The sequence below is a fragment of the Mesorhizobium sp. M0522 genome (genome assembly GCF_040321085.1).
Classification (GTDB): domain Bacteria; phylum Pseudomonadota; class Alphaproteobacteria; order Rhizobiales; family Rhizobiaceae; genus Mesorhizobium.
Genome location: NZ_JAMYQW010000007.1, coordinates 57,832 through 77,324 on the forward strand (window position 1 = coordinate 57,832; position 19,493 = coordinate 77,324).

General features: G+C 62.6%; 19 protein-coding genes. 8 read left to right on the forward strand and 11 right to left on the reverse strand.

Going from position 1 to position 19,493, the window contains the following annotated elements:
• The first annotated feature begins 294 nt into the window (after positions 1-294).
• Positions 295-444: a hypothetical protein gene (locus tag NKI58_RS11115; protein ID WP_023677745.1), complete on the forward strand. Its 150-nt coding sequence runs from the start codon at positions 295-297 to the stop codon at positions 442-444.
• Between the two features lie 55 nt (positions 445-499).
• On the opposite strand, the gene NKI58_RS11120 is transcribed toward NKI58_RS11115, so the two are convergent.
• A complete protein-coding gene (locus tag NKI58_RS11120; RefSeq protein WP_352785870.1) occupies positions 500-1,261 on the reverse strand; it encodes an SOS response-associated peptidase in 762 nt (253 codons plus the stop codon).
• 123 nt (positions 1,262-1,384) lie between these two features.
• On the opposite strand from NKI58_RS11120, the gene NKI58_RS11125 reads away from it, so the two are divergent.
• From NKI58_RS11125 to NKI58_RS11140, 4 genes are all read left to right on the forward strand, one after another.
• Positions 1,385-1,810 (forward strand): NUDIX hydrolase, encoded by a 426-nt coding sequence (locus NKI58_RS11125; protein WP_352745002.1) that lies wholly within the window; start codon positions 1,385-1,387, stop codon positions 1,808-1,810.
• A 48-nt stretch (positions 1,811-1,858) separates the two neighbouring features.
• The gene (locus NKI58_RS11130) at positions 1,859-2,236 is read left to right on the forward strand and encodes a TIGR02301 family protein (protein WP_023677748.1); all 378 of its coding nucleotides are present in this window, start codon (positions 1,859-1,861) and stop codon (positions 2,234-2,236) included.
• A 373-nt stretch (positions 2,237-2,609) separates the two neighbouring features.
• The gene (locus NKI58_RS11135; protein WP_023677749.1) at positions 2,610-2,867 is read left to right on the forward strand and encodes a hypothetical protein; all 258 of its coding nucleotides are present in this window, start codon (positions 2,610-2,612) and stop codon (positions 2,865-2,867) included.
• An 80-nt stretch (positions 2,868-2,947) separates the two neighbouring features.
• On the forward strand, positions 2,948-3,751 hold the full coding sequence (locus NKI58_RS11140) for a hypothetical protein (RefSeq protein ID WP_352785867.1): 804 nt from the start codon (positions 2,948-2,950) through the stop codon (positions 3,749-3,751).
• On the opposite strand, the gene NKI58_RS11145 is transcribed toward NKI58_RS11140, so the two are convergent.
• Positions 3,748-5,079 (reverse strand): dihydroorotase, encoded by a 1,332-nt coding sequence (locus tag NKI58_RS11145; protein WP_352785864.1) that lies wholly within the window; start codon positions 5,077-5,079, stop codon positions 3,748-3,750. The genes NKI58_RS11140 and NKI58_RS11145 overlap by 4 nt on opposite strands.
• Positions 5,080-5,162: 83 nt before the next feature.
• Here NKI58_RS11145 and ygfZ point away from each other — a divergent pair, with 83 nt between their 5' ends.
• The 3 genes from ygfZ to NKI58_RS11160 all read left to right on the forward strand — a co-directional run bounded on the left by ygfZ (position 5,163) and on the right by NKI58_RS11160 (position 8,858).
• The gene (gene ygfZ / locus NKI58_RS11150; protein WP_352785861.1) at positions 5,163-6,023 is read left to right on the forward strand and encodes a CAF17-like 4Fe-4S cluster assembly/insertion protein YgfZ; all 861 of its coding nucleotides are present in this window, start codon (positions 5,163-5,165) and stop codon (positions 6,021-6,023) included.
• Complete coding sequence (locus NKI58_RS11155) at positions 6,023-6,655, forward strand: YfbR-like 5'-deoxynucleotidase (protein WP_023719870.1); 633 nt, start codon at positions 6,023-6,025, stop codon at positions 6,653-6,655. The genes ygfZ and NKI58_RS11155 overlap by 1 nt, the downstream gene beginning before the upstream one ends.
• Positions 6,656-6,719: 64 nt before the next feature.
• Positions 6,720-8,858 carry a putative bifunctional diguanylate cyclase/phosphodiesterase gene (locus NKI58_RS11160; RefSeq protein WP_352785859.1) on the forward strand — a complete coding sequence of 713 codons (2,139 nt, stop codon included), beginning with the start codon at positions 6,720-6,722 and terminating at the stop codon, positions 8,856-8,858.
• Between the two features lie 129 nt (positions 8,859-8,987).
• On the opposite strand, the gene NKI58_RS11165 is transcribed toward NKI58_RS11160, so the two are convergent.
• The 9 genes from NKI58_RS11165 to NKI58_RS11205 form a co-directional block, all read right to left on the reverse strand.
• Positions 8,988-9,260, reverse strand: coding sequence for a DUF3303 domain-containing protein (locus NKI58_RS11165; RefSeq protein ID WP_023719871.1), 273 nt, complete (start codon positions 9,258-9,260; stop codon positions 8,988-8,990).
• Between the two features lie 22 nt (positions 9,261-9,282).
• Positions 9,283-10,746, reverse strand: coding sequence for a RimK family ATP-grasp domain-containing protein (locus NKI58_RS11170; RefSeq protein WP_352785857.1), 1,464 nt, complete (start codon positions 10,744-10,746; stop codon positions 9,283-9,285).
• Positions 10,743-11,849 carry a peptidase C39 family protein gene (locus tag NKI58_RS11175; protein ID WP_023677756.1) on the reverse strand — a complete coding sequence of 369 codons (1,107 nt, stop codon included), beginning with the start codon at positions 11,847-11,849 and terminating at the stop codon, positions 10,743-10,745. Before NKI58_RS11175 ends, NKI58_RS11170 begins: the two co-directional genes overlap by 4 nt.
• A 209-nt stretch (positions 11,850-12,058) precedes the next feature.
• Complete coding sequence (locus NKI58_RS11180; protein WP_352785854.1) at positions 12,059-12,850, reverse strand: anti-sigma factor family protein; 792 nt, start codon at positions 12,848-12,850, stop codon at positions 12,059-12,061.
• A complete protein-coding gene (locus NKI58_RS11185) occupies positions 12,847-13,365 on the reverse strand; it encodes an RNA polymerase sigma factor (protein ID WP_023677758.1) in 519 nt (172 codons plus the stop codon). Before NKI58_RS11185 ends, NKI58_RS11180 begins: the two co-directional genes overlap by 4 nt.
• Before the next feature lie 899 nt (positions 13,366-14,264).
• Positions 14,265-16,964: a DUF2339 domain-containing protein gene (locus tag NKI58_RS11190; RefSeq protein WP_352853200.1), complete on the reverse strand. Its 2,700-nt coding sequence runs from the start codon at positions 16,962-16,964 to the stop codon at positions 14,265-14,267.
• Between the two features lie 54 nt (positions 16,965-17,018).
• Complete coding sequence (locus tag NKI58_RS11195) at positions 17,019-17,186, reverse strand: hotdog fold domain-containing protein (protein ID WP_352785849.1); 168 nt, start codon at positions 17,184-17,186, stop codon at positions 17,019-17,021.
• A 133-nt stretch (positions 17,187-17,319) separates the two neighbouring features.
• Positions 17,320-18,108: a DNA repair protein RecO gene (gene recO, locus NKI58_RS11200; protein ID WP_352771023.1), complete on the reverse strand. Its 789-nt coding sequence runs from the start codon at positions 18,106-18,108 to the stop codon at positions 17,320-17,322.
• Positions 18,109-18,223: 115 nt separating this feature from the next.
• Positions 18,224-19,312 (reverse strand): porin, encoded by a 1,089-nt coding sequence (locus NKI58_RS11205; protein ID WP_352785846.1) that lies wholly within the window; start codon positions 19,310-19,312, stop codon positions 18,224-18,226.
• Positions 19,313-19,493 lie beyond the last annotated feature (181 nt).

Genomic DNA, 19,493 nt, shown 5'->3' on the forward strand with positions numbered 1-19,493 from the left:
GGAGGAGATGAGGCGAAAACGTCCAGGACCAGCGCGAGGCTAGCCGATAATGCAAATGCCACAAATGGCGAAAGACGTTTTCATGGCCGGCTTTATCGCCTTGCCCGGTGTTGCCGTCAAGTCGCTACCTTCGCCAAAAATATCGTTGGCTCACAGGAATTGAGCCACTGAAACATTTTATTAAACAGGTCGGCACTGTGATGAAACATTCGCCGGCTAGATCAGCAAGCGTCACGATTTGGTCGGATTCGGCCAGCAAACGCAGACATGAAGACGTTACCAGGGAAGAGAACAATGCCTAAGCAAGAATCCAACCGCGCCAAGCAACCGGCGCTCGCCAGCCACTACCGGGCGATCGGCCCGGCAGCAATCGTCGCAGCTCTTCTGCACACCGCGAAGAAGAAGAAGCCGGCGCAGAAGATCGTTTCGCCGCGCGCTGCCTGAGAATGCCGTCGGGAAGATTGAGGCGCTCACGGCGCACCAGCAATAGTAGCTTTTGCTAAAATAAATTCATCTGACTGTCGTTCGCGCCGGACTTCTGGCGCCTGACCTTCTCAGGCTCAGGCTCGACGACGCCCTTCTCCTGAATCTCCGGCGCGGTATTGGCGACCTTGTTGACGAGGTCGGAAACCGGGATCGCTTCGAAGAAATCGGGCTGGGCGGGTCTCAGCAGATGGGCCACATCGCGCGGCTCGAGCGTGCTGCAATCCAGCCAGCGCGCGAAATCTTCGGGATGGATCACCACCGGGATGCGGTCGTGGATATGGGCAGTATCGGCATTGGCGTGGGCGGTCAGAATGGCGCCGGTGTCCATTTCCGAGCCGCCCGGCTCGGCATAGGTCTCAATCAGCCCGGCGAAGGCGACAAGCCCGCCACGCCTTGGCCGCACCCAATAGGGCTGCCCTCTTCTGCCACCGGTTTGGTGCCATTCGTAGAATCCCGAAGCCGGTACCAGGGCGCGGCGATGGCGCATGGCAGCGCGAAACGACGCCTTTTCCGAAGCCCCCTCAGAACGCGCGTTGAACAGCAGCGGGAAGTTACGCGTATCCTTGACCCAGGCCGGGATCAGGCCCCAGCGCACCAGCATCGAGCGGCGGTCGGGCAGGTTCGAGCCCGGCGCCTGCGGCAATCCGGCGAGCGCCATCAGCACCGGCTGCGTCGGCGCGATGTTGTAGCGGGCCGGAAACTCCTCAAGTTCCGCCAGGCTGAGAAAGGCGGCGGTCTGGTCCGGAGTGGCGGTCAAGGCAAAGCGTCCGCACATGAATTCAGCTCTCGAATTGGTGGCATGTGAAAGTGGCCATGGAACCCGCCTTTCGCAACCGCTAAAGCTGTTCGCCGACGGCCGGTCCACAACGGGCTATGCCAATCGAGCGATCCGAAGCCCATGGAAGCACGCAAGATCATTCCGGCAGTCTCGGTCTGCGTCGTGCGCGAGAACACGGTGCTGCTGGTCAAGCGGGCCAGGCCGCCCTCGCAAGGCCTCCATGCCTTTCCCGGCGGCAAGGTCGAAGCCGGCGAGACGCTGGAACAGGCAGCACGGCGCGAATTGCTGGAAGAGACCGGATTGCAGGCGCGCAGCTACCGGCCGCTGCGGGAAATCCACATCGACGGCAGCGGCGACGGGCATCCGGTCGACTACTGGCTGACGGTGTTTGGGGCCAATTATGCTGGCGGCGAGGCGGTGGCCAGCGACGACGCCGAAACCGCGGCTTTCTATACGCTGGCCGAAATGACAGCGATGCCGCTCGCCGATGCGGTGTTTGAAATTGCGGACGATCTACTCGGTCCCAACAAAGACGGCGAGACCTGAGCCAGAGAATCGCCTTGCAGGCGACAAATTGTTTCAGCACAAGGACTCATGAGCCGCACGTCTTCGTTTCTCGCCGCATGCCTCGCCGTCAGTGTGGTTGTCGGTGCGCGCCCGGCGATTGCCGCCGAAGCACCGTTCGAGCCCGGGCTGATGCGGCTGGCGGAAGTGCTCGGCTCGCTGCATTTCCTGCGTAATCTGTGTGGCGAGAAGGGCGATCGGTGGCGAGCCGAGATGGAAAAACTGATCGCATCGGAAAATCCGAACCCGGAGCGGCGCGCCCGCTTCATCGCCAGCTTCAACCGCGGCTACCGGTCGTTCGGCGGTACTTATACGCAATGCACGGCCTCGGCGACGGAAGCCATCAGCCGCTACATGAAGGAAGGCGAGACGCTGTCTCGCGACATAGCCTCTCGCTACGGAAACTGACGGCGGCAGCTACCGTTCCGGCAAACCGCCATCAACCGCCGGCGCCGTTGCGGCGGACGCGTTCGACACTTCTCCACTTGCCTCGGGTGAGGTCTTGGTGCAAACCTGCTGTTGCACTTTTGCAACTATGTTAACGAAACGTTAGCGCGCGAATGTGAAATTAACTCAAACTGAAGGTTTCCGTCCCCTTGGCCGGCCTAATCGGCTAAGTTTGAAACGGATCGGACGCAGGTTTGCTAGACGCGACGGAATTTGTAGAAGACGACCAAAAAAATGTCGTATTTACAAGTACTTACTGCGCCTGCGTGTAAAAGGGACAACTCAAGCTTGATCCCTGTCCAACGGATCACCGCTTGAAAGGGTGGAAATCGCAATGGAACATGGCGTCAACGACATCGACGCGCTGGTCAGGGAAGAAAAGCGCCTGACCGCCGTGGAAAGCCACAGCGAAGCCTGGGCAGAAGGATTGTCGGCCGGGATCGAGCCGGAAATCATCGCCGAGGCAGCCCTCGAAACGGCATTCGGCGAAATGCTGCGCACCAATGGCGAGACCTCGGCGCTTGCCCTGCTCGATCGCATGCGTGAAAAGGTGATTGCCGGGGCCTTCGAGCCCGAAAGACTGCGGCACTGACCCCGGTTCTTTGACGACGGCGCGCCGCCGGACATCATGTCCGGGCACATGGATGGGCTGGAACCAGGGAGTAGCAGGCGGTGAATTTTTCGATATCAGGCAAGCCGCGCGGCCTGGTCCTCAGCATTTGGCTTACTGCTTCCTGCGCCACGATTCCCCTTGCACTGTTTCTTGCGAGCAGTCCCGCTCACGCCCTCAGCGAGATCAAGCGCCAAGACCTTCCCTCACCGGTCACGCCGCCGCCCGACGGTGACATGTCGCCGCCCGGAAGTACCGTGCCGATGCCCGGCCCGCTCGGCACGACGCCACCACCGGCCAGCCAGCCGACGCCATCCGACGAGCCGGAACAAACCGAACCGAAAGGGCCGGCCAACGATGGCGGCATGGCCAATCCGCATGTCGATCCGGACGCGCCCGTGCCCGAAGTCGTCTACGACCTGGCCAAGTTGCCGGAACCGGTCAGGCGCATGCACGATCTGATAGTCGAGGCCTGCAAAAGCGGCGACATCGAAAAACTTCGGCCGCTGATCGGCAAGGGCGACACGATGACCCAATTGTCGCTGGGTGACATCGAGGGCGACCCGATCGCCTTCCTGAAGGGCCTTTCGGGCGATACGGAAGGCCAGGAGATCCTCGCCATCCTGGAAGAAGTGCTCAGTGCCGGTTTTGTCCATGTCGATGCCGGCACGCCGCAGGATCTCTATGTCTGGCCCTATTTCTTCGCCCTGCCGCTGGACAAGCTCGACGCCAGACAACGGGTCGAGCTGTTCAAGATCGTCACCGCCAGCGACTATGACGACATGAAGCAGTTCGGTGCCTACATTTTCTACCGCGTCGGCATCACGCCGACCGGACAATGGACGTTCTTCGTCGCCGGCGACTAGCGCGCCAGCGCCTCGGAAAACTCCACCGCCCTGCCCTGGCTTGGCGCGACGATCTCGCCTTCCCACATCACGCGCCGGCCGCGAACGATGGTGCCGACCGGCCAGCCGGTCACCTGCCTGCCGTCATAAGGCGTCCAGCCGGCCTTGGAGCCTTGCTGGGCGTTGGCGATGGTCTCGCGGCGCTTCAGATCGACGATGGTCAGATCGGCATCGTAGCCGGCGGCAATACGGCCTTTCCTGGCGATGCCGAATATGCGCTGCGGGCCGTGGCTGGTCAGGTCGACAAAGCGCTGCAACGTCAGCCGGCCGGCGTTGACATGATCCAACATGATCGGCACCAAAGTCTGCACCCCGGTCATGCCGGACGGCGACGCCGGATAAGGCTTTGCCTTCTCGGCCAGCGTGTGCGGCGCATGGTCGGAGCCGAGCACATCAACGATGCCTTGCGCAACGCCGTACCAGACCCCGTCGCGATGAGGCGTGGCGCGCACCGGCGGGTTCATCTGGATCAGGGTGCCCAACTGCGCATAATCATCGGCGCTCAGCGTCAGATGATGCGGCGTCGCCTCGCAGGTCGCGACATCCTTGTGCTGTTCGAGGAAGCCTATCTCCTCGGCGGTCGAGATGTGCAGCACATGGATCCGGGCGCGGACCTGGCGCGCGATTCGCACAAGGCGCTCCGTGCAGCGCAACGCAGCGATCTCGTCGCGCCACACCGGATGTGAGGACGGATCGCCCGCGATGCGCTCGCCAAGCCGCTCGCGCAGCCGGAACTCGTCCTCGGAGTGAAAGGCGGCGCGGCGGCGTGTGCTCCTCAGGATCGAGGCAACGCCTTCGTCGTCCTCGACCAGCAGGTCGCCGGTGGACGAGCCCATGAAAACTTTTATGCCGGCCGCACCAGGCAGCCGCTCGAGATCGCCAGCGTCTTTTGCATTGTCGCGGGTCCCGCCGACCCAGAAGGCAAAATCGCAATGCATGCGGCCGGTGGCACGCCGCACCTTGTCGGCAAGGGTTGCCTCACTGGTGGTCAGCGGATTGGTGTTCGGCATCTCGAAGACGGCGGTGACGCCGCCGAGCACCGCTGCCCGCGAGCCCGTCTCCAGATCTTCCTTGTGCTCCAGGCCCGGCTCGCGGAAATGCACCTGGCTGTCGACGACGCCCGGCAGGATGTGGAGCCCACGGCAGTCGATCGTCTCACCGGCCGACGCCTGGCGGAGGTCGCCGATGGCAGCGATGCGCCCACCATTGATGCCGACGTCGCGAAAACCCTGGCCGTCGTGATTGACCACGGTGCCGCCTGTCAGGATGAGATCGTAGATGGGGGCCATACGGATCCAGTCTCTTGCGGGGGAAGTGCCAGCGGCTTACGTAATGGCCGATAGTTTTGCAAGATCAGGCTCGTTTTCCCACCATGCCCTTTGCCTCGCTCAGAGATCGCGCACTCGTTTCCGTGTCCGGGCCGGATGCCGAGCACTTTTTACAGAACATCCTGACTACCGACCTCGACGTGCTCGGCAGCAGTGAAGCAAAGCCCGGCGCCCTGCTGATGCCGCAAGGCAAGATCCTTTTCGACTTCCTGATCTCGCGCGCCGGCGAAAATGCTTTCCGGCTCGAGTGCCGTGCCGAGACCGCTGACGATTTCATGCGCCGGCTGACGCTCTACAAATTGCGCGCCAAAGTCGAAATTGCCAAGCTGGATCAGCCGGTTGTGGCCGTCGCATGGGGAAGCGATTCAACCACTTCGCAATTTGAATCAGCACCGTTTGCCGATGCGCGGTTTGTCGATACTGCCGTCAAGCGCTTCTACGATGACACCGCAGATGGCGGCGACCTTGCCGCATGGCAAGCCTTTCGCATCGCCCATGGCATTGCCGAAAGCGGTGCGGACTACCAGCTCGGCGACGCTTTTCCGCATGACGTGTTGCTCGACGAGATCGGCGGTGTCGGCTTCAAGAAAGGCTGCTACGTCGGCCAGGAGGTCGTCTCGCGCATGCAGCATCGCGGCACTGCCAGGCGTCGGGTGTTGATCGTCTCGGCCGAACGCTCCCTGCCCGCTTCGGGCGCAGAGTTGACCGTGGAGGGGCGACCGGTCGGCACGCTTGGCTCGACCGCGGGCACGACAGGCCTCGCCATTGCCCGCATCGACCGGGTCAAGGCAGCGTTCGAGGCCGGCCTGCCGATCCTGGCTGACGACGTCGCCGTGTCGCTCGCTATCCCGTCCTGGGCGAAATTCAGCTTTCCGCAGGAAGCCGTCGGCGCGGAGGACGCCTGATGGCGGCCGATCGCGCCGGGGCGCCGCCACGCGCCTGGCAGCGTATGCTGTCCGGCCGCCGGCTCGACCTGCTCGATCCCTCACCGCTCGACATCGAGATCTCCGATATTGCCCATGGCCTTGCCCGCGTCGCACGCTGGAACGGCCAGACCAGAGGCGAGCACGCCTTTTCTGTCGCCCAGCATTCGCTGCTGGTCGAAACGCTTGTCGGCGAGCTGATGCCGGATGCCGACGCCGACGCGCGGTTGGCGGCGCTCCTGCACGACGCGCCGGAATATGTCATCGGCGACATGATCTCGCCGTTCAAATCCGTGATGGGCGGCAGCTACAGGGATTGCGAGATCAGGCTGCAGCGCGCCATCCATCTGCGCTTTTCACTGCCGGCCGAACTCGACGCGGGACTGCGCAAGGAGATCAAGCGAGCGGATCAGATCGCCGCTTATTTCGAAGCAACGCTGCTTGCGGGTTTTTCGACGGCAGAGGCGACGGAGTTCTTCGGCAGGCCGCGCGGCTTCAATGCCGAGCGCTTCGACGTCACGCCGCGCTCGGTGACTTGGGCGCAGAATGCCTTTCTCAAACGCTTTGCGGCGATCGAAAAGTCGCGACGCCAGACTGCCGTTCCAGCCGGCTGAAAACGGTAAATTAACCGGCAGGGACAACAGTGCCATGGTTAACCATGGTCCATAGGCTTGCCTCATGCCCGTTGCCGGTATCAAGGCTGGTTCGTCCGTCCGCCGACGGAGGGCCAAAGGCGTTGGTCAGCCGCAACCTATTGAAGACGAGCTGCGCGAACAGAACGAGCGTTTTTCGGCAGCGGTCGAGAACATGTCGCATGGCCTGTGCATGTTCGATGCCGATGAACGGATGATCATCTGCAACAGGAACTACATCAGCATCTTTCGCCTCGACGCCGAAGTGGTGCGGCCCGGCATCCGGTTTTTCGACATCCTCCAGCACAGCGTGGATATCGGCATCGCCTCGCAAAGCGCTGAGCAACTCTATGCCATCCGCAAGCCCTATATCGACCAGGCAAAACCTTCCACCTATGAGGAAACGCTTGCAGACGGGCGTATCGTCAACATTTCGCACCGGCCGCTGGCGTCAGGCGGTTGGGTATCGATCTACGAGGACATCACCGAGCAACGGCGCGCCGAGCAGGAGTTGAAGGAGCAGCACCGCCGTTTCGACGCGGCACTTGCCAACATGTCGCAAGGCCTTTTGATGTACGATGCGGATGGCAAGCTGATCGTGCGCAACGAACGTTTCCTGGAACTTTATCATGTCAGGCCGGCCGACTTCCCACTTGGCATGAGTCACCATGATGCGTTCAAGCGGCTGCTGGAACTGGGCATTTATACAAAGCTCGACCCCGACAGCGAAATCTCGCAAATCGAAGCCTGCCTGCGGGCGGGGAAAACACACGTAACGCATCGCCATCTCGCTGACGGCAGAACGCTGCTGGTTGCGCGCCGGCCGATGAGCGGCGGCGGCTGGGTCGCGACGTTCGACGACGTCACCGAGCGCAGGCGCGTGGAAGAGCGCATGACCCATCTTGCGCACCACGACACACTGACCAACCTGCCCAATCGCTCGATGCTTCGCGAACGGCTCGACCAAGCCCTGAGTGAGACGAGAGACGGATCGCTGGCGATATTCTCGCTCGACCTCGATCACTTCAAGGCGGTCAACGATAGCTGGGGCCACCCCGCCGGCGACTGGCTGCTGAAATGCGTGGCCGAACGGCTGCAACGGTGCCTGCGCAATGAAACGGACGTTGTCGCCCGCTTCGGCGGCGACGAATTCGTCATCATCCAGTTCAATCTCAAAAGCCCGGGCGACGCGGAAAAGCTGGCCAAACGCATCGTCGAGATCATCGGAAAGCCGTTTCGCGACAAAAGACACGACATGCGTGTCGGCATCAGTCTCGGCATCGCGCTGTTTCCGAATGACGGCAAGGACGCCGACACTTTGCTGAAAAATGCCGATATGGCGCTCTATCGGGCAAAGAGCGAAGGACGCAACCTGTACCGCTTCTTCGAACCAGCCATGGACGCGATGGTGCGGGCACGCCGGGCGCTCGAAATCGATCTCAGGGCAGCGCTGTCGCGCCGGGAATTCGAGCTGGATTTCCAGCCGATCATGAACATCGCCTCCGGCGAAATCGTCGGTGCCGAAGCCTTGATGCGCTGGCGTTCGCCGGTGCGCGGCCTGGTACGGCCGGACGACTTCATTCCGGCCGCCGAGGAGACCGGGCTGATCGTGCCGCTTGGAGAATGGGCGCTGCGAAAAGCCTGCACGACCGCGGCAGGCTGGGCGGCTTGGCGGATCGCAGTCAATGTCTCCGCCGTGCAGATCAAAAGCGGTACCTTTGCCCGCAGCGTTATCTCGGCACTGGCGTTCTCGGGCGTGCCGGCCAACCGGCTTGAACTGGAAATCACCGAAACGGTGCTGATGGACGAGAGCGATCTGGTGCTCAAGACACTCAGGCAGCTACGCGATCTAGGCGTCCGCATCGCGCTGGACGATTTCGGCACCGGCTATTCGTCGCTGGGCTACCTCAGGCGCTTTCCCGTCGACAAGATCAAGATCGATCGCTCTTTCACCCGTGACATCGACAGTCGCGATACCGCGGCGATCGTGCGCACCATCATCGGGCTTGGCACACAGCTGGGCATCACCGTCACCGCGGAAGGTGTCGAGACCGAAGCGCAGCTTGAATTCCTGCAAAAGGAGGGTTGTGTCGAGGCCCAGGGCTATTTGATCGGGGTGCCGTCAAAGGCGTCGGACATTAATCGGCTGCTGAAGTCGAGCGCGACGATCCGGCAATCCGGCTAAGTGCGACAGTATCACGGAAGCGCGGTCAACCGGCTTAGATCTCCTTGAGATGACGCTCGATCCGCGTCTTAATTCCTTGATGGGAGAAGGCGGCATTCAGGTGTGGCGAACCAGGAGGTTCCCAACGGGTCAGAGATGTCCGCTCAATGCCTCCACCATATCCTTGTTCGTCGCCACGGGAACGATCTCGAATTCGACCAGATCCGCCCATTCGATGACCCACCGCTGCAGGAGCGTGACGTCATCGGCCTCCACCAGCAGGAAGCAGCGGCTCATATCCGCTGCGATCCAGCTGTGGTGCACGAGAAGCGCGTCCGGCTTCAGGCGGCCCTGGTCGCGGAAACGGCGGTAGATCTCCTTGCGGTCGCAGCCGCGAAAATCCTCGGTTACGAAGAACAGCATCTTTTTCCCCTCAGTTCGGATATTATCGCCCCGGCCGGTCCAGCCGCTCCAGGAACCACTGCGTCAGCCGCACCCAGACCTCGTCTTTTTCGCCGGAGTCTTCCCAGCCGTGGTCGAGGTTGGGGTTGTCATTGACCTCGATGACGAAGACGCCGTCCCTGGTTTCCTTGAGGTCGACGCCGTAGAGGCCGTCGCCAATGCAGCGCGCCGCGCTCACCGCCGTCTCGACGACATGGGCCGGTGCTTCCTTCAGGGTGAAGGTCTTGATGCCGCCCTGGTCGGGCTTGCCGTTGGCCTTATGATTGACGATCTGCCAATGTTTCTTGGCCATCAGATAATGGACGGCGAACAAGGGCTGGCCGCCGAGGACACCGACGCGCCAGTCATATTCCGTCGGAATGAATTTTTGCGCGATCAGGAGGTCGGAATCCTCCAGCCATTCGGTTGCGAGCGTCTTCAACTCTTCGAAGGTGCCGCATTTCTTGACGCCGCGCGAAAACGAGGAGTCCGGGATCTTCAGCACCAGCGGGAAGCCCAGCGTCTGTGCCGCAAGTTCCAGGTCCGAAGGGCCGGCTAGCATCACCGTCGGCGGCACCGGTACCTTGTTGTAGGTCATCAGCTCGTTGAGATAGACCTTGTTGGTGCAGCGGATCATCGACAGCGGATCGTCGATGACCGGCATGCCTTCCTGCTGGGCGCGGCGGGCAAAGCGGTAGGTATGATTGGAGATCGAGGTGGTCTCGCGGATGAACAGCGCGTCGTAGTTGGCGAGCTTGGCCAGATCCCGCTTGGTGATCGGCTCGATTTCGACGCCCATCTTTTCAGCGATCTTGGCCCAGTGGCGCAGCGACGAAATCTCCGACGGCGGCAGTTCCTCATGCGGATCGACCAGCGTGGCGAAAGTGTAGCGCGCCGGCGTGCGGCCCTTGGTGTCGCGCCACTCGCGGTTGGTGTAGGTGTCCAGGCATTGGAGAAAGTGCGTTTCCTCGTCCTCGGTCATCCTGGCCAGCGGATGGAAGCCAATCTTGCGGATCGAGGCCCATTCGGCGCTGTCCCTGACGTGGACCTCGAGCGCCGGGGCACGGAACCAGTCGAACAGAAGTTTTGCAAAGCGGTCCCAGATCCTGGATGGTCCGATGCCGAAGAAGATGCAGACCTTCTGCGGAAAAGCGCCACCCAGGTCCTTGCGGCACTTGTTGAGTGCGAGTTCGAGTTCCGGCAACGCGTGCTCATAGAGCTTGCGTTCTGACAGGTCGATCATCGTTTCGACCGTCGGGATGACCTTATGGCCGCGCGAACCGGCAAGCAGCGACGCGTAATAGCCGCGGCTCTGGTAGCCATAATTGTTCGACAGGTTGATGACCTTCGGCCGCTGACCGCGAAACAGTGCCGGATGGGCAAGGTAGTCGCGATTGGTGATGATCTTGTGCGGCGTCGCCACCTGGTCGAGATCGTTCTGCCGGCCGGTAAGGATGACCCAGGTCATTGGCTGTCGCGCTTTCCGAGAGTGATGGCGGCGCGCAATCCGTCGCGGCCGAATTGCGCCATGTTCATGAAGATGCCGTAAGGCACGGGAATGTTGGCAGCATCGAGGATCGTCTCCTGCCGCTCGTCCTCGACCCAAGGGTCGTGGATCAGGATATGATCGCCGTCGTCACCGATGGCCAATACCCAGTGCGGAACCTTCTTGCCGAACATCAGGAAGCCGCTGATCAGGACCAGCACCAGTTTTCCCTCTGCGATCGCGGTGCGAATGTCGTCAAGCCCGAATGAACGGTAATTCACCGGGATGCCGTAAAGTTCCGCGCGGCGGCGAAAGTCGACCTGCGCCAGCTCCATCACCCGGCGCTTGTCCTCGCTGCGCACCGACTGCAGGAACAGCGCGCCGTAGAAGGAGACATAGATCTCAGCAGCAAGCCCGCTCTCATAACCGGCGACGGCCAGCCCGAACGGTTCGCAGCCGCCCGGCCCCGACATCATGAAAACGGTCGTCGCCTCACGCCACAGCCGGATTTCCATCACCGGATCCGGCACGAATCCGGGGTCGAAGTTAGCCATCGCCATCATCAGGCAGCATGGTCCGCAGGTGAATTCGCAAGTCTGCTGATAAAACGGCACTTCGGTGGCGACCGGAATGTCGCCGCGCAAGGTCTTCTCATAGCGCAGCGCCGTGGCGCCGTCCTCGTAATAGTCCGGTTCACGGCCGATCTTGCGGTAGCCGCTCTGCTCGTAAATCTGGATGGCGCGCGGATTGTCTTCGCGGACTTCCAAACGAAGCATCATGCGGCCGTGCTCGAAAGCGGCGGCCTCGGCCTCTTCCAGCAGCAGGCGGCCAACGCCGCGGCCGCCGAAAAATGGACCGACGGCGATCGAATAGAGTCGTGCGACGCCGCTGCCCTTGCGAAACAGCACGACCGCATAGCCGGCGACGTGGCCATCGTTCTCGCCAACCAGCAGTTCGGCGGTGTCGCGTTCGATCAGTTGGCGAAAGGAGCGGCGAGAAATGCGGTCGCTCGAGAAAACAGCTTTTTCGATGGCGGCGAGGTCATCGACGTCGGACGCGCGGGCCTTGCGAATCTCGGCAGGCATGCGGGCTCAGAAAACCTCGATTGGGTTGTGGAAAAGGGCCTAGTCTAAACATCGGTCACACCAGCCGAAATGCCAGCATTCAGCAAGCGCTATCGCACCTCGATTAGGGCCGAATTGTGACAGTTTTTAAGGCAGGCAGGTCGCGCAAAGGCTTTGAACGACCTCCGTGTTTCGGCATCGGCGCGGCTCCGGAAAAAACGAGAGCCTGCTCAGCTTTGCAAGCCTGCTAGCAGCTGGCCATAGGCGCTCTTGGCCACCGCGGCCAGTTGCTCGCGCGGCAGCGAGCCGACGACGGCGCAGCCATAACCCTTGTCCAGCCAGTAGACGGCCTCAGGACCATCTTCCTCCCCATAAGTGCCCTTGGCCTTGGCTGCCGATTCGGCGATTACGAAGAGCGATATGCGCTCGCCCTTGTCGTCCTCGTAAAGCAGCATCGCGGCCTTGCCCTGGCCGGCAGGCAGCAGCCGGCCACCGACCAGTTGGAATCCCTGCGCCGCCAGATCTGGCGCGACCAGCTTCAAACCTACCTGGTTAGACAGCCAGTTCTGCAAATGATCCTTGTCGCTTGCCGGCACTTCCACAGCATGCCGCTTTTCAGCCGCATAGATGACGTGGGCGGCAATCGCCTCTTCGGCAAGCTGGTCCTCGGCCGTATTTTCCAGGCCGAGGCCGCCGATGCCGGCAAGATAGCCGCCAACACCGCCAATCACCAGCATGGCGGCAGCGGCGGCCGCAAGCCACCAACGCGAGCGCGACGGCGACGCTCTGACCACCGGCGCCTCGCCAAGCACCACCTTGCTCAGCCGCACCGGGACGGGTTCGTCCAGCACGCCGTTAAAGGCTGCGCGCAATGCTGCCCGGTCGGCGGCGTAGCGTGCGCTCTTGGCCTTCATCTCGGCATTGGCCTCGAGCCATGCCTCATAGGCCGTCCGCTCGTCGCCCGGCAACTCGCCATCGAGAGCCATGTGGATGTCGCGTTCGGAGAAATCGCGCCGGCTCATTTCTCGACGATCCTTATCGAGCGGCGGCGCGCGGTGTCGTCCAAAAGCCCGCGCAACTCCTCACGCCCGCGCGCGATGCGCGACATCAAAGTGCCGGCGGGAACCCCAAGGATGTTGGCGGCTTCGGCATAGGAAAACCCTTCGATGGCGACCATCACAAGGGCCGCGCGCCGGTCTGGGCTGATCGCCTGCAGAGCCTCGACGATCTCGCGCGAGGCGATGCTCTCGACCTGCTCGGCGGGTGCTGCCTGCGCCTCGCTCGCCTCGAGCGGCAGCATCGCTGCCTCGCCGCGCCGGTTCACCTTGCGCATCTGGTCGATGAATAAATGATGCATGATCGTAAACAGCCATCTCCTGGGGCTTTCTCCTGTCTGCCAATTGTCGAGCCGCACAAGTGCCCGCTCGAGACAATCCTGGACGAGATCGTCGGCGGAATCGCGGTCGCGCAACAGCGAGCGTGCATAGCGGCGCAGACGCGGTATTTCACCAAGGATTGCTGCCTTCTTTTCGTCCATGACCGCTGGTTCTGGAGCCCCTGTCCGTGGTGATTGAACGCGCCTTCGCGGCGCGGCGCAAGCGGCCAGCGCGAAGCGGTCCGCCGCCCCGGTCACCCAAGCATCTGAATAACGCTGCCAGTGGCAGGTTTATTCCCGGCAGGATTGAGAGGCAAACAGAGTCCCTCCCATCGCGAGCGACGCGACAAAGACCCGATATCCCGCCTTGGCACGTGCCGGAAGGCGCAGCGATCCAGAATCGAGCCGTCGAGTTCCTTCGCACACCCTCTGGCCTGCCGCCGCAAGGGGGAGATTGGCGGTTTCGGCGACAGCGCCTTTTCTGCATCCCTGGAAAATTGGCGAAGGCAGTAATGACAGCGATCTCCCCGCAAGTGGGGGAGATGTCCGGCAGGACAGAGGGTGGGGCTGGATGACCTTGGACTTCGCGGTCAGTTGCCCGCTCGTCCGGCCGGGTAGGCCTCATATCCGGTTCTTGTCCATCGGGTCGCGGTTTTGCTCCACACTTCCTTCAGACCCCGCCTCACGACGACGCCCTTGTGCTTCGATAACCCTTCGCCGCCATCAGGCTGGGTAGAGGACTTGCACCTCCGAGCTGTCGATCATGCTCGGCACACACAAAAAACCCGCCTCGGCGGGCGGGTCGTTGGAGCCAATTGGCACCATACCCAAACTAATACCATAGCTGCCGGCACAAAGCAAGAACAAAATACATTGCGACCGGCAAAAAATGCGAATTCGCTTCGCCCTGTTCGCCTTGGAGGCCGCGTTCCTTCGCCCCCCTCTGCCCTGCCGGGCATCTCCCCCACAAGTGGGGAGATTGGCAGCTTCGGCGACAGCGCCTTTTCTGCATCCTTGGAAAATTGAAGAAGGCCGGTGACTCCAGCGATCTCCCTGATCCCTTAGGCCTCCCTCGCGGCCCTTGTCAGCAGCCGCTGATAAAACAAGCCGATGCCGATGAGCACCGCGCCGAGGCCGATGAAGGACAGCGCCCGCAACACACCTTCCAGCTCCGACATGTCGAAGACGAAGACCTTAAGCACGGCGACCGAGATCAGCGCCGCCGACGCAATGCGCAGCACCTGCGACCTCAGCCAGACACCGGCGGTGAGCAGCACCACGCCGATGACCAGCCAGAGCGCCGAATAGGTATAGGTCTCGAGTTGGCCGAGGCCGCTCCACAGGCCGATGAACTCACCCTTGAACAGCCTCCTGACCGACAGAGTCGCATAGGCGAAGGCGAGCACCGCCGCCATGACCGCCAGCATGGCCGCATACCATTTCGGCCGCTTGTCGCGGGTATAGAGCGCCAGTGCGCCTGTCGCGACTGCCGGCAAGAGGTAGGCGAGCAACAGAAGGTTGAACACCGGAATGCTGCCGGTCGATTCGTCCGTCAGCAAGGGGTTCAGCACCAGAAAATGCTGGAGGACGATGAAGGCGACCGAGACCACGCCCGCTGCAATCGAGCCGTAGCGCAGCACCGAACTTGGCGAGCGCATGTCGATGGCGACCAGGATGGCACCGGCACCGATGGCGATCAGCGTGTAGATCGTCTGTTCGGCAAGCGTCGCAGCAGCCGTATCGATGACGCCGCCATGCATGGCATGGCGCACCAGCATGGCAACGGCGAGCAGAGCAAACAGCGCGGCGCCGGCCTCCATGGCGAGGCGCGGCCGGCCATTGGTGGTGCGGGCGAGTTGCCAGGCGGCAAAGCCGAAGGCGAGCGCCGGCACGCCATATCCAAGCAGCAGCCAGTTGAACACCGGCGTCTTCGACAGGAACTCGGCACCGACGATGGTCGGGTCGAAGGCAGCGCGGCCGAGCACTGCAATCACCGCGCCAACGGAAATCCAGCCAAGCACCGGATAGCTGCGCCAGCGCGTCGCCAGCGCTGGCACGACGGCGGCTGCTCCGAGCAGGATGGTTGTCCAGCCTGAACCGAAGGCCATGTGCAGCATCAGCAAGCCGGCAATCGCCGCGCCGCCGAGCGCGAAGGAGACGGCAGCGCCGCCGGTCAGCGGCGGCGCTTCGCCGCGCGCTATCCATTCGCCGCCGGCGACGAAGACGCCGACCAAAACGGCTGCGACCGCCGCATAAGCAAGGTCACGGTCGAGATTGCCGAAGGCAGACCAGAGCGCCAGCAGGATGACCAGTGGCGCGACAGCGCTCCAGGCCGCCCATGCGGCGGCGCGCAGCCAGCCAGAGGCCGCAAAACGGCGCGCCGCCCAAAAGCCGGCGCCGATGAAGACCAGGCTGAGCGCGATGCCGACCCTGAACATCAAGGCATCGGACGCCACAACCGGCATGCCGTCGACGCCGAGAGCGCCACCCGAAAAATCAGAAGCGATCGTGGTCGGCGGAATGATGCCGAGATAGACCAGTACCGTCGCCAGCCCGGCGGCGTGCAGCAGTGCAAGCGCCCGCGGCCGGTAGAGCGCCACCGCCACCAGGGCTGCGACAAGGGCGGCCCCCGGCAATGCACCGCGGATGGCGGCGAAGGCCGGATCGACAAACAGGGCCAGCGCCGAAAGGCCGACAAAGAAGCCCGGCGCGATCGACGGCCAGTCGAAGCCGCTGCCGGCGACCGCTTCGTCGCGGCGGCCAAGCCAGACGAAGGCGAGCACGGCCAGTGTCACCGCGTCGATAAAGAGGATGACGGCAAGGTTCGCCCCCGGCGCGTCGGTCATGTAGAAGATGGTCCAGATGCCCGTGGCGACGAAGGCTGCGGCCATCAAAAGCCTCCAGTCGCGGATGCGGGCAATGACGCAGGTGGCGGCGAGCACGATCGCCAGATAGCCGAACAGCGCCCACGGATTGGGCGCCTGCGAGGCGACCAGCAGCGGCGTCACCATGGCACCGAGCAGGCCGACGCCGGCCAGCGCCTGACCGTGGACCAGGCTTGCCGCGATCGTCGCCACCCCGATGGCGCCGAGCAGCGTGAAAGCGAGCGTCGGGCCGATGAAGCCGTAAACGCTGTACGCGGCGTAGACGGTACCGAACAGGATGAAAGCGCCGGCCGCCGTCAGGATCGCCGGGATATAGGCACCGGCGGCACCTTGCACCGGCACCCTGAAGCCGGTGCGCCGGATGAACTCGCCGCCGGCGACCAGCACCAGCCCGAGTGCCGCCGCCATGACAAGCCGCACGCGTGGCCCGAAAATGCCGGCCTCGATGGTGTAGCGGATCAGAAACAAGCCACCCAGCGCCAGCGCGATGCCGCCGACCCAGACCGCCCAGCGGGTACCGAGCGCCGTTTCGACGTCGGACTGGCGAGCTGCCTTCGCCGCTGCCGCCGGTTGCGCCGACTCCGGCGCGGACGGCGCCGTTGTATCGGCATCGGCCTCTGTAGCTGACACGACCGCTGCGGTCGTTGGCGATGAGGCAATGTCGGCAGCAACCGTAACTGGGGCTGCGGCATCCGCCGGTTTGCTGTCGTTTGCAGCCGGTTCCTTGGCTTGCGGCGGCAGGACAGGCGCGCCCGAGAGCACGAGGCTGCGCAACGCGCCAAGCTCGCGCTCGATCAGGCCGATGCGGCTCTGCTGGCGTGAAATGATGACGAACAGCACGATTATGGCGACGAGGCCAATCAGGCTTTCAAACATGGCGGTTCCCCCAAACCAGGCCAGTTGTCACTGACATTCAATGTTCAGTGACATTCAAATGCGGCGGCCAAACGGCCGGTCCATTCGACGTGCCGCCAGATTGGCCGGAAAGATCGAGCATGTTTCGGTGCCGAAAGCCAGCAGCTTGCCGTTGGCGTCCTTCAGCGCCGCTTCCGAAACGGTCAGCGTGCGGCCCTTGTGCACCACTTTGCCCTCGCACACCACCTCGCCCGTCCTTGGCGTGATCGGCCAGTCAAATTCACTTTGAACTTGGCCGTCGCATAGGCCTCGCCCACCTGCGAAATGGTGCCAAGGCCGAGCGGCGAAACGTTTTCGGGATCAGGTTCAACTTCGCTCATCTGGTGGTTTCCCCGGTGGCGGCTTCCCCGGCGCTTGCCTTGCCGGATTCACGGCCGGGTGAATGATGCCTGCGCAAGGCGGCGAGAAACCCGGCGCGGGCGCCGGGAGGCTCGATGCCGCGCGGTTCGTAGACATGGCGGGTCAAAAAGAAGCCGGTCAGCCGGAAGGCGTCCTCGATCGCCGCCGGATCGGCGCGCAGCCCGGAGCCGCGCTGCAGGAAGGCAGGCAGCGCCAGCATCTTGTCGCGCCACGGCGCGCCCGCCGCCCGCGACACGGCGCGGCCGGATTTCGGCGAGACATAGGCAAGGTCCTGCCTGGTGCCGGTCGCCGCACACTGGCTGAGATCGAGGCCGAAACCGAGTTCGTCGAGTACCAGCAGCTCGAAGCGGGCCACCAGCTCGCCGGCGGCATCGGCATCGTCGAGATGAGCGATCATCACCGCAAGCGTCTCGTAAAGGCCGCCATGGGCGTCACGCTCAGGCAGAAGACGCAAATGCGCGGCCATCGTCTGCAGGCCGTAGACGGCAACGGCGCTGTCCATCAGCCGGGCGGCGTTCATCTCGATGGCCTCGACCTGGAAGGTGCCGAGATGCTCGTCGAGCCGCGCCCGCCACAACAGGTCGACGCGATTGCCGGGCTGCAAGACAGGCTGCTGTTTGCGCGAACGGCCGCCGCGCACGAGACCGAGATGGCGGCCATGCGCGCGCGTCATCACCTCGAGAATGGCGCTGGTTTCGCCATGCTTGCGGGTGCCGAGAATGATTCCCTCGTCGCGCCATTCCATGACGAGAGCTTGTCACCGGTTGGATGGCGAAATCAAGATGAGCGACGTATCCGCCGCCAAACCAAAACGGCCCGTAGCGTATCGCTAGGCCGTTTTTTGCGAGATCGTCGTTTGATCAGAACGAGCGCTGGAAGCGGAAGATGCCGCCGATTGCGTCGGCATCGTCGGCATCGAAATTGTCGTAATAATCGACTTCGGCGGTGATCGTGTAACCAGGAACGATGGTGTAGGCGACGTGGGCCGCAACGGCGAAGTCTTGGTCGTCGGTATAGGAGACCTGGGCGTTCAAAGAGGTCTTCTTGTTGACGGCATAGCTGCCGCCGCCCCAGACGGCAAAGTTGCCAGTCCACGGCTTGTAGAAGTTCTTCGCGACGTTGTCGTCGCTGCCGTAGCCCGCCATAACGAACAGGGTCAGGTCAGTAACCGGCTTGACGTCGAGGCGAGCTTTGCCGGCCCATTCTTCCGACGTGCTGTTATAGGCGCCGACCGCAATGATCGCACCCCAGTCGCCCTTGTATTTCACGCCGCCGACGACAAACGGAACGTAGCTGTCGATCGACTGGTCAGCGCCGGAGCCCGTTTCGACCGAGGCGACTGCCGTAAAGCCATTACCGCCGTCGAAATAGTAACTGATCAGGTTGGTGTCCTTGGTGCCGTAAGGAATGATAGTGTCCTGGACGACGTTGCCGGCGTAACCGATGAACGAATCATAGACAGTTTCATCCTTACCGACGCGGAAACCTCCAAGCTGGATCCAGGCGAAGTTCAGGGTAACCGCCTTGTTGTCCTGCACGCTGAAATCAACACCGCTCACGGTGTGTTTGGTGTTGCCGAAGTTGAAACGGGTCTCGGTATAGGTCTTCAACGTGCCGAGCTCGGTCTCCTGGCCGGTCCACGTCTTCAGATTGAAGCGGGCATTCTTGTTCCAGGTCTGCTGCTCGTCACCGTCCAAAAGGTCATGTGTCGTCGCGCCATCGAAAACGCGGCCGGCGTCGCCGAAGCTGGCGTCATAGCGGACATAGCCGCCGATGCGCAGGCAGGTCTCGGTGCCGGGAATGTAGAAGTAGCCGGCGCCGTAGACGTCGCAAATCTTGACGTATTCGGCGGGTTCCGGCTCGGCGACCACAACAGCGTCGGCGGCGCGCGCACCGGAGACCGCGACGAATGCCGCGGCTGAGCCGAGAAGAAGGCTCTTGATATTCATTTTCTGACCTCTCCAGTCAAAGTTAAAAATGGCTTTGGATTCATGGGTTGAACGGCTGAACGCCTCACCCACGTCGAAAAAGGCGCGCACCGCACCCCCTCTTCAGGCGGCGAACATACTCATCCGCATTCCAGTCTCAATGACTATTCCAAAAATAATCAATGTTTGCATAACAGAATAA